Genomic DNA, 8,890 nt, shown 5'->3' with positions numbered 1-8,890 from the left:
TAAGCATCGATTACATTTGAATGGGTGTCGAGATCAATTATGTAATCGATGCTTACATTCACGATCGGGTGATGCTAGACCGATTGCCATGGCCAAATCCGTGAAAAAACGCAGCCGCGCTGCGGTCATTCCCTACCATCATGGCGATCTCCGGCGCGCGCTGATCGATGCCGCCCTCGCGCTCGCCGCGGAGGGCGGCCCGTCTGCAGTGAGTGTGCGCGAGGCGGCACGCCGGGCCGGCGTCTCGCCGGGCGCGCCGTTCCGGCATTTCGACAGCCGCGAGGCCTTGATGACGGCGGTCGCCGAAGAGGCGCAGCAGCGTTTTCGTGCAGAGATCGATGCCGCGCTTGCCGGCACGGCAGCCGAGGGGCCGCTTCGCCAGCTCAAGCTGCTGGGCATGGCCTATCTCCGCTGGGCGATGCGCAACCCCGCGCATTTCGAGATCATCTCCACCGGCCGGTGGTTCGATCACGACGCCGCCGTCGCGGTGTCGCGCGACAATGCCGACGCAATCGCGTTGAGCGAACAGCTGCTGGCGCAAGCGGCGGCAAGCGGGCAGCTGCGACCCGTCGATCTCAAGGCCACCCAGATCGCGGGCCGGGCGCTGGTCTACGGCCTGGCGCGGATGAACATCGACCGCCACTTCCCGCGCTGGGGTGTTCAACCGGAGCAGGTCGAGCGCATCGCCGAGCAGGCCTTGGATGTTTTCATCAGCGGCATCGCCAAATAGCCTCGCTCCGAGCGATGCGCATCGCTACGTGGCCGGTCGACCCGGCAGGCGATCAGGTTTGCGCCTCCGGTAAAGCTCGGTGCCGTTCTCACCGCGTGACGGGAAGCTGGTCCCGGGATTGCCGGTGGTCATGTCGTAGCATCGCATGGACGGCGACGGCCGCGGCGGCGAAACCGGAGGCGGCGCCGACCCCGAGCGCCCAGCGCGGGCCGAACTGATCGGCGATCCAGCCGACGATCGGCGCACCGATCGGGGTGCCGCCAAGGGCGACACCGACGCGCAGCGCCATCACCCGTCCGCGCATCGCGGGCTCTGTCGACAGCTGCATCAGGCTGTTGGTGGTGTTGGTGACGGTCAGCGCGGCCAGGCCGATCAGCGCCAGGGCGGCAGCGAACATCCAGTAGGTCGGCGCAAGCGCGGCGAAACTGCAGCCCAGTCCGAACAGCAAGGCGCCGACCAGCAGCGCGGCGAAATTCGGCCGCGACTGCGCCGCGCCGAGCAGCGCTCCCGCGACGGTGCCGACCGCCATCACCGACGACAGCAAGCCATAGCCGCGGGCGTCGGCATGGAATACCCGGGTCGCCATGGTCGAGATGAAGATCTGGAAGTTCAGGCCGAAGGTGCCGATCAGGAACAGCATGATCAGGATCGCCTTGAGGTCGGGGCGCGACCACACGTAGCGCAGGCCGCCGGTCAGCCTGCTCCCGAGGCTGCCCTGGTCGCGAGGCGCCCGCGCATGGCCGCGCAGCTCAGAGCTGCGCAGCAAAGACAGTGAGGCTAGCACGGCGACGAAGGAGGCACCGTTGATCAGGAAGGCCCAGCCGGTGCCGGCGCCCGCAATGACGACGCCCGCGACCGCAGGCCCGATCATGCGGGCGGCATTGAACGAGGTCGAGTTGAGTGCCACCGCATTCGGCAGGTCGGCATCGCCGACCAGCTCGCCCACGAAGGTCTGGCGCACCGGCGCATCGAACGCGGCCGCGCAGCCGAACAGGAAGGCGAAGACGTAGACATGCCACAGCTGGACCGCGCCGCTGACGGTGAGCAGTCCCAGCGCAAGCGCCAATGCGCCCATGCTGGCTTGCGTGGCCACGAGAAGCCTGCGCTGGTTGAAGTGGTCGGCCGCATAGCCCGTCCACGGCAGCAGCAGAAGCTGCGGTCCGAACTGCAGCGCCATCACGATGCCGACCGCCGACGCGTTGCGGTCGGTGAGCTGGATCAGGACCAGCCAGCTCTGGGCCGTGCGCTGCATCCAGGTCCCGACATTCGAGACGAACGCGCCGGCGGCCCAGACACGATAATTGCGGCTGCGCAGCGAACGGAACATCTCCGTCGCCGCGCGTCTCATTGGGGCGTCCGCAGGTCGCCGCCATGCAGCGGTCCGAAGTGCCTGGCTGCGAACAGGCCCATCGCCAGCATGCCGAGGCCGAGCGCAAGCACGTCGGCTGCATCGCGCAGTCCGAAATCGCCGACCTGGCAGACCAGCAGATAGAAGACGATCAGATTGAGAAAACCCCAGAGCACGTTCAGGGTCGAGGTGGACAGGCCGCGGCCCGGCGGCGAGGCGAACGGGGTCTGGAACGGCAGGCCCGTCACGCCCCTGACGAAATGCGGCATGGCATTGGTGAGAAAGGCACCGCCAATGAAATAGGAGACAAGATGCAGCACGGTCATGTCAGGCGGTCCTCGCATTCAAGAGGTCGATGATGTCTCGGGTCGTGCCGGTCTCGCCCAGCCGCGGAAAGATTCGCGTCGTGCTGTAGTCGTGCGCCTCGGGACGGGCGTCGGTCATGGCGTCGAGGGCGAGCGTGACGTTGAAGCCCTGCTCATAGGCTTGCCGCGCGGTCGATTCGACGCCGGTGCCGGTGGCGACGCCGGCCACGACCACCTGCGTGACATTCCGTGCCTTCAGCTGGCGCTCGAGATCGGTGCTCGCGAACGCGCCCCATGTGCGCTTGGTCACGACGATATCGTCCGGCTGGCGATTCAGTTCCGGCAGGAGCTCGGTCCATCCGTCCGGGACGGCGTTGATGCGGGGCGGCTGCTCGGTGCGGCCGGGTGCCGTTCCGGCGACATTGACCAGCACGACCGGGAGTGCGCGCGCCCGAAACGCATCGGCGAGCGCAGCTGCATGCGCCACGACCTCATCGATCGGATGCATGAAGGGATATCCGAGCAGGCCCTTCTGCAGATCGACGATGATGAGAGCGGTGTTGGGATCGAGCGTTGTCAGCGCCATCATTTTTCCTCGATAAATACGCGCTGCGTGCCCGCGCCGTCAGTCGATCAGCCGCTTCAGCAGCAGGACGGCCGCGGCCAGTTGCTCCTGCTCGTGGGTGGCCAGACGTTGTTCGATCGTGCGCGACAGCCAGTCCTGTCGTGCGGCGCGGCCCTCTCTGATCCAGTCCAGGCACTGCTCCGTCAGCGCGATGATCGTCTGCCGTCCGTCGTTCGGGTCCGGCGCGCCCTTGATCAGGCCCGCGGCCTCGAGCGCGGCGACGATCGGACCCATCGACTGGGCGCGCATGCTCTCCGCGCGCGCCAGCTGCGACGCCGTCGCCGGGCCGTCCTTTTCGAGCCGCAACAGCACGGCGATCTGCGAGACCGTCAGATCTCCGACATTGGCCTGCTCGCGCAGCCGTCGCTTCAGCTTGCCGATTAAGCCGCGTAGCTCCGCTGCAAGCGCCGAGGCGCGCGGGCCAGGCGCGGGATTGCCGGGGGAAGAGCTCATGGGGGACGGATACGAGATTACAGTTTATCTGTAAAGGTAAACTTATAAGTCTGACTTAACATAAGCGTGAGCGCGATCGCTTAAGAGATGCGGCAACGACTGAGGGTACGAAAGAGCGGCGCGCGCGCCGAAACGACGAGCCTGAACGCCATGCTGCGTCCGGCATCGGCTTCAAACTCGGGCTGCGCCCGGATCATGATGTCCGAAGGTCGCGACGAGACGGCCGCGATAGAGGCGAGCTTCGAAATCGGCGCAGTGCCCTTCAGTGCAGGCCGATCATCCGCGCGAAGCGGCCCGCGATGTTGACCTCGGGCGGCTGCTCAGCCTCCTCATCCAACCGACTCTGCTCGGCCAGCGAAATCAGGACGATCTGGTTGACGAGCTCGATTGTCACCGCGAACAGGTTGCCGTCCGGATCGTGATAGTCGATCCGTGTGGCGTGGCCCTCCCGCAAGGTCTTGGTCGCGGTCCAGCCCAAGGGCTCGCCCAGATACCGGATCAGTTCGCCGACGGTGTGGATCTGGTAGCGCGATGGCTCCAGCCGCAGGAGATCCCGCGCCTTGGTGTTCAGGGTCAGGATGCGCGCATCCTCGATCTTGTGCTGCCCGTGCTGCCCGTTCATGACCGGAACGGCAGCCACGATGCCGATCGGCGAGCGGTCGTAGAGGATCTGCAGCACGTCGATCTTCTCGCTCAGCATGGCCACGAAGCTCAAGGTGAATATCGGCGCGCTGCGCTCGTCGATCGCCAGCGGCAGCACCACGGTCTCCCAATAGACATTCTGGTCGGAGAGCGATGAGATGTAGCGGGCATAGATCGGCTGCCGGGTCGCAAGGGACTGATCATAGATCTCGCGCAGGCTGTTGGCTGTGGCGAATTTCAGCTCTCTCAGCCGGGTGCCGCGCAGGTCCTGGCCGACATCCCGGATGTAGCTGTCGCTCTGGGATATGACCACGTGCTCGTCGCCGAGCTTGAGATTGAGCAGCGTGTCGCCATAGGCGGAAAACGATTTCGAGTACATGTCGCGCAGACACGGCTGGCGGGTGGCGCGGTGATAGAGCCAGTGCCGATAGGCCTCTCCCAACGGCTTGCCGTGAATCTGCTCCGCGATCGCCTTGCCGGTCCAGGTCTGGATGGCGGCGCGGCTGGCCGTGCCGGTATCGATGGACCGCACCGGCTTGATGGGCGGGTGATCGACCGCTGACTCAAATTGCATGCGAGACTTGGTTTCCGCCTGATTCATCAGTGGACCCTTTCCGGCAATGCGGGGGCCCCGCCTTGTGGGCTACGGGGCCCGACAATGAGGATAAAAGAAAAGGCTAGGGAGCAAATTGCTAAACGCCGATTAACTTCGATTCGGCAATTGTAGCTTGCGGTGTATTTGGTGCGCTCCGCATCCATAACGCGAATATTGGGGCTGGCGGAGCGTGCCGCCAGGCCATCATGCCCCTGGCGATGCCTGCGCGGGCGGTGGCGCCGGAGGAGCCGCCTGCCGATATCGCGGGTCAAGCAGGGCCTATTCCGTCCCCTCGGCGGTGATGATGCCGCCCAAGTTCTGCCAGCGCTCGCCGTCGAACTGGATCATCTGCAGCTGCTTGTTGACGCGGTAGTCGGTGGGCGAGGTCGAGATGGTGATGCCCGGCAGCAGCAGGCCGAGCTCGACGTGATTCAGATTCGTGGCCTGCTTCAGGACGTTCTCGCGGGTGAGATCGTCGCCGCACTGCTTGAGCACCTGAACCAGAAGCTCCGCGGTGATGTAGCCATAGACGTTGAAGTTCGAGCCCTTGTCGCCGTCGGGATAATACTTCGCCATGAAGTCGAGATAGCGCTGCACGCCGGGATCGTTCTTATAAGTCTCTTCCAGCGGATCCTTGACGTAGTTGACGCTGATCAGGCCCTTGGCATTCTCCGGACCCGCCGGCTTCAGGGTGGCGGTCAAGGAGTTGGCGTTGATGTCGACGATGTGCACCGGATGCCAGCCGAGCTCGGCGACCTTCCTGATCGCCTGCGCCGCCTGCTTCGGAGTGGAGGCGCTGAACAACAGGTCCGCCCCGGCGTCCTTCAGCTTGAGGATCTGCGAGTCGATCGTCGGCTCGGTGATCTCATAGGAGCTCTCGGCCACGATCATGTTGGCGGCCTTGTCGCCGAGGCCGGCCTTCAGCCCGGCGAGATAGTCCTTGCCAAGATCGTCGTTCTGATAGAGCACGCCGATCTTGGCGTTGGGATAGGTCTTCAGAATGTACTGCCCGTAGATCCGGCCCTCGACCAGATAGGAGGGATTGAAGCCCATCGTCCACGGAAAGTGCTTGGGATCGGTGAAGCGGGCGGCGCCGGTCGCCGCGAACAGCTGCGGCACTTTCTTGCTGTTGAGATATTTCTGCACGGCGACGTTCGGTGCGGTGCCGATGATCTGAAACGTGAGCAGCACCTCGTCGCTCTCGACCAGCCTGCGCACCTGCTCGACCGTCTTCGGCGGCGAGTAGGCATCGTCATATTGGATCAAATTGACCTTACGGCCGTTCACGCCGCCCTGGTCGTTGATCATTTTCATATAGGCGGCTTGCGCCTTGGCGATGGTGGCATAAGCGGAAGCCGGGCCGCTCGCCGGGATGGTCTGGCCGACCTTGATCTCGGTGTCGCTGGCTCCGGGGTCGTATTTCTTCTCGGCTGCGGCGGACGAACAGAAGATGGCCCATGCCAGCGCGCTCGCCGTGACCATGTTTCCGAAGCTGATACTCATGACCGTGTTTCCTCGCCTTCGTTGTTCATTCATTGTGCTTCAGGCGGCTGCCGGCGGTTCGTCCTCGCATGACGCCCCGCAAAAGGGGGCTCTGCTGTTAGACCTGCACGGCCGGCACACCCTCCGCGGCTGTCACCGCCTCGCGCCGCGCGAAGCGCCTGAGGTCGTCCTTCGGGTTGATGATGATCATCGCCAGCGCGCCGCCAGCCACGATCAGGAGCCCTGCGAACATGAAGCCGTCGCGAAAACCCTGCGCCGGATTGACGCCGACATCGACGATGTGGCCCATCAGCCAGGGCGCGATCAGGCCGGCCAGCGTGAAGGTGCCGTTGCAGATGCCGAGCATGGCGCCGCGCTGGTGCACCGGGCTGATCTCGCCGATCAATGGCGGTCCGAGCGCATAGGTGACGCTGCCGACCGCGAAGGCCACCATGACCAGCGGAATCTGCACGAGCTCACCGGTCGATTTCGACAGCAGCATCATTGCGACACCCGCGAGCATGACGCAGCAGCAGGTGAGCACGCCACGCGAGATGCGGCTCGACACGCCGCGGGCGAGCAGCCGCTGCGACATATAGCCGAGAGTTGGCGACAGACAGGCCTGCAGCATCGGCGGCAGCATGACGATCCATCCGGTCGCAGTCGGTGAATAGCCGCCGGCCTTGACCAGGAACGACGGCAGCCAGACCACGGCCAGCGTGACCGCCCAATAGGCCGCGAAGCCGGCGAGCGTCACGCCGATGAAGGTGCGCGAGGTCAGCAGCATCGAATAAGGGACATGTTCGAGGCCGGCGCCGCCGGCTTCGACATGGCGCGCATCGAGCGGACCTTCCTTGCCGATTATGAGCCACAGCGCCACCCAGACAAAGCCGACCGCGCCGAGGAAGCCGAATGCGGCGTGCCAGCTATAGGTGAGGATGATCCAGGTCAGCAGCGGTGCGGCGAGGCCAATGCCGAGCGGGCCGCCGATCGAGACAAAGCTGGTCGGGAAGGCGCGCCGGTCGTCCGGAAACCATTTGTAGATCGCGTGAAGGGCGACCGGAAAAGCAGGACCTTCGCCGGCGCCGAGCGCGATGCGGCTGCCGAGCAGGACGGCCAGTGATGGGAAAGCCAGGATCGGCAGCTGGCTCATTGCCCAGATCAGGGCCATGCCGGCAAGCACCGACCTGGTCGAGACGCGATTGACCAAAAAGCCGACCGAGGCCGCCGAGATCGAGAACAACAGGAAGAAGGCGCTGCCGATCTGGCCGAACTGCTCGTTGGTGAGATGGAGGTCCTTGATGATCGGACCTGCCGCGAGGCCGATGACGGACTTGTCGGCGAAGTTGATCAGCATGAACAGGACCATCATGCCGACGATGATCCAGGCCCGCCTGGATTGAGGCGCGGCATGGCCGCTCGTCACTGTCATTGTCATCCTCCCCTTTTTTCTGATTGTTGGTTTTCAGTCGGGACGCTGCGTCCGGTCGTCAGATCACATCCCTTCGCTTCAGCGCGTCGATCTCCGCCTCGGAGAGGCCAAGCCAGTCCTGATAGACCATGCGATTGTCCTGTCCGACATCGCCGGCGGCGTGGCGCAGCCGCGCCGGATCGACCATGAAGCGCGGCACCACGTTGGACATCGCCACCGAGCCGAAATCGCGATCGGCCACGCGCGTGATCATCTCGCGCGCCTGCGCCTGTGGATCGGCGGCGATCTGGTCGATCGCGTAGATCGGCGCCAGCGTGCCCTGCGCAGCGTTGAAGGCCGCAAGGATTTCATCGAGCGTGTGTGTCGCGCACCAGGCCTGGAAGATGTCGTTGAGCTCGCTGGCGTGCTTCACACGCTCAGCATTGTTGGCAAAGCGCGGGTCCTCGATCAGATCGGGCCGGCCGATCGCACGGCAATTGGCGGCGTAGAGCGCGTTGGTCGAGCCCGCGAGCGTCACCCAATGATCGTCTCGGGTGCGATAGACCGCGGCCGGCGCGGAATAGCCGTTGGCGTTGCCGATGCGGCCGCGGACGAAGCCGAGCTGGTCGAACTCGACCGGCAGCACATCGAGCAGGCGGAAGACCGCTTCGGTCAGCGCGAGATCGATCTCCTCGCCCGGCGCGTCCTTGTCCTTCGCGCGTTTCCACAGCGCAGCCAGCACACCGAGCGCGCCGAACAGGCCGCCGATGGCGTCGCCCATCGGATAGCCGGGATGAGTGGGCTCGCCGGCGGTCTCGCCGGTGATGTAGGTCAGCCCGCCCATCGCCTCGAAGATGCGGGCGAAGCCGGGCCGGCCGCGATACGGGCCGTCCTGGCCGAAGGCGGTGGCGCGCAGAATGACCAGGCGCGGCTGGATCGACCACAGCACCTCTTTCGACAAGCCCCAGCGATCGAGCGTGCCGGGGCGGAAATTCTCGATCAGCACGTCGAAGCGCGGCAAGAGTCGCTTGAACAGCGCGAGCCCTTCCGGCGTGCGCAGATCGAGCGTGGCGAATTGCTTGTTGCGGTTGGCTGTCTTCCACCACAGCGGCTTGCCGTCCTTGAACGGCGGAAACGACCTGACGCCATCGCCATGGCCCGGCATCTCGATCTTGAGCACCTCGGCGCCGTAGTCGGCGAGCAGGGTCGCGGCCAGTGGCGCGGCGATGATGGTCGCGATGTCCAGAACCTTCAATCCTTCAAGCGGCCCGCTCAACTCTCGCTCCTGCGCATGTTCTG

Annotated in this window: 9 protein-coding genes; 1 reads left to right on the top strand and 8 read right to left on the bottom strand. The window is 65.0% G+C overall.

Annotated elements, in window-relative coordinates:
* Nucleotides 1–100: 100 nt before the first annotated feature.
* The gene (locus tag BRAS3843_RS19000) at nucleotides 101–730 is read left to right on the top strand and encodes a TetR/AcrR family transcriptional regulator (protein WP_244425391.1); all 630 of its coding nucleotides are present in this window, start codon (nucleotides 101–103) and stop codon (nucleotides 728–730) included.
* Nucleotides 731–818: 88 nt separating this feature from the next.
* Here the strand turns inward: BRAS3843_RS19000 and BRAS3843_RS18995 are convergent, their stop codons facing one another.
* The 8 genes from BRAS3843_RS18995 to BRAS3843_RS18960 form a co-directional block, all read right to left on the bottom strand.
* Nucleotides 819–2,078 carry an MFS transporter gene (locus BRAS3843_RS18995; RefSeq protein ID WP_008970624.1) on the bottom strand — a complete coding sequence of 420 codons (1,260 nt, stop codon included), beginning with the start codon at nucleotides 2,076–2,078 and terminating at the stop codon, nucleotides 819–821.
* The gene (locus BRAS3843_RS18990) at nucleotides 2,075–2,404 is read right to left on the bottom strand and encodes a hypothetical protein (protein WP_008970623.1); all 330 of its coding nucleotides are present in this window, start codon (nucleotides 2,402–2,404) and stop codon (nucleotides 2,075–2,077) included. Before BRAS3843_RS18990 ends, BRAS3843_RS18995 begins: the two co-directional genes overlap by 4 nt.
* Before the next feature lies 1 nt (nucleotide 2,405).
* Nucleotides 2,406–2,969, bottom strand: a complete 564-nt coding sequence (locus tag BRAS3843_RS18985; RefSeq protein WP_008970622.1) for an isochorismatase family protein — start codon at nucleotides 2,967–2,969, stop codon at nucleotides 2,406–2,408.
* Nucleotides 2,970–3,008: 39 nt separating this feature from the next.
* On the bottom strand, nucleotides 3,009–3,461 hold the full coding sequence (locus tag BRAS3843_RS18980) for a MarR family transcriptional regulator (protein ID WP_008970621.1): 453 nt from the start codon (nucleotides 3,459–3,461) through the stop codon (nucleotides 3,009–3,011).
* Between the two features lie 262 nt (nucleotides 3,462–3,723).
* The gene (locus BRAS3843_RS18975; protein WP_139024913.1) at nucleotides 3,724–4,677 is read right to left on the bottom strand and encodes a hypothetical protein; all 954 of its coding nucleotides are present in this window, start codon (nucleotides 4,675–4,677) and stop codon (nucleotides 3,724–3,726) included.
* 300 nt (nucleotides 4,678–4,977) lie between these two features.
* The gene (locus BRAS3843_RS18970; RefSeq protein WP_244425393.1) at nucleotides 4,978–6,180 is read right to left on the bottom strand and encodes an ABC transporter substrate-binding protein; all 1,203 of its coding nucleotides are present in this window, start codon (nucleotides 6,178–6,180) and stop codon (nucleotides 4,978–4,980) included.
* 118 nt (nucleotides 6,181–6,298) lie between these two features.
* Nucleotides 6,299–7,612 carry an MFS transporter gene (locus tag BRAS3843_RS18965; protein ID WP_008970618.1) on the bottom strand — a complete coding sequence of 438 codons (1,314 nt, stop codon included), beginning with the start codon at nucleotides 7,610–7,612 and terminating at the stop codon, nucleotides 6,299–6,301.
* 58 nt (nucleotides 7,613–7,670) lie between these two features.
* Nucleotides 7,671–8,867, bottom strand: coding sequence for a CaiB/BaiF CoA-transferase family protein (locus tag BRAS3843_RS18960; protein ID WP_008970617.1), 1,197 nt, complete (start codon nucleotides 8,865–8,867; stop codon nucleotides 7,671–7,673).
* Nucleotides 8,868–8,890: the final 23 nt, after the last annotated feature.

Source organism: Bradyrhizobium sp. STM 3843 (genome assembly GCF_000239815.1).
Taxonomy (GTDB): Bacteria; Pseudomonadota; Alphaproteobacteria; order Rhizobiales; family Xanthobacteraceae; genus Bradyrhizobium.
Note: the sequence above shows the minus strand (reverse complement) of the source record. Positions and strands in the feature narration are given on the sequence as shown.

Excerpts from the sequence above, each read along its gene's own strand:
- BRAS3843_RS18995 (WP_008970624.1), bottom strand. The coding sequence starts at position 2,078 with ATGAGACGCGCGGCGACGGAGATGTTCCGTTCGCTGCGCAGCCGCAAT.
- BRAS3843_RS18990 (WP_008970623.1), bottom strand. The coding sequence starts at position 2,404 with ATGACCGTGCTGCATCTTGTCTCCTATTTCATTGGCGGTGCCTTTCTC.
- BRAS3843_RS18985 (WP_008970622.1), bottom strand. The coding sequence starts at position 2,969 with ATGGCGCTGACAACGCTCGATCCCAACACCGCTCTCATCATCGTCGAT.
- BRAS3843_RS18980 (WP_008970621.1), bottom strand. The coding sequence starts at position 3,461 with ATGAGCTCTTCCCCCGGCAATCCCGCGCCTGGCCCGCGCGCCTCGGCG.
- BRAS3843_RS18975 (WP_139024913.1), bottom strand. The coding sequence starts at position 4,677 with ATGCAATTTGAGTCAGCGGTCGATCACCCGCCCATCAAGCCGGTGCGG.
- BRAS3843_RS18970 (WP_244425393.1), bottom strand. The coding sequence starts at position 6,180 with ATGGTCACGGCGAGCGCGCTGGCATGGGCCATCTTCTGTTCGTCCGCC.
- BRAS3843_RS18965 (WP_008970618.1), bottom strand. The coding sequence starts at position 7,612 with ATGACAGTGACGAGCGGCCATGCCGCGCCTCAATCCAGGCGGGCCTGG.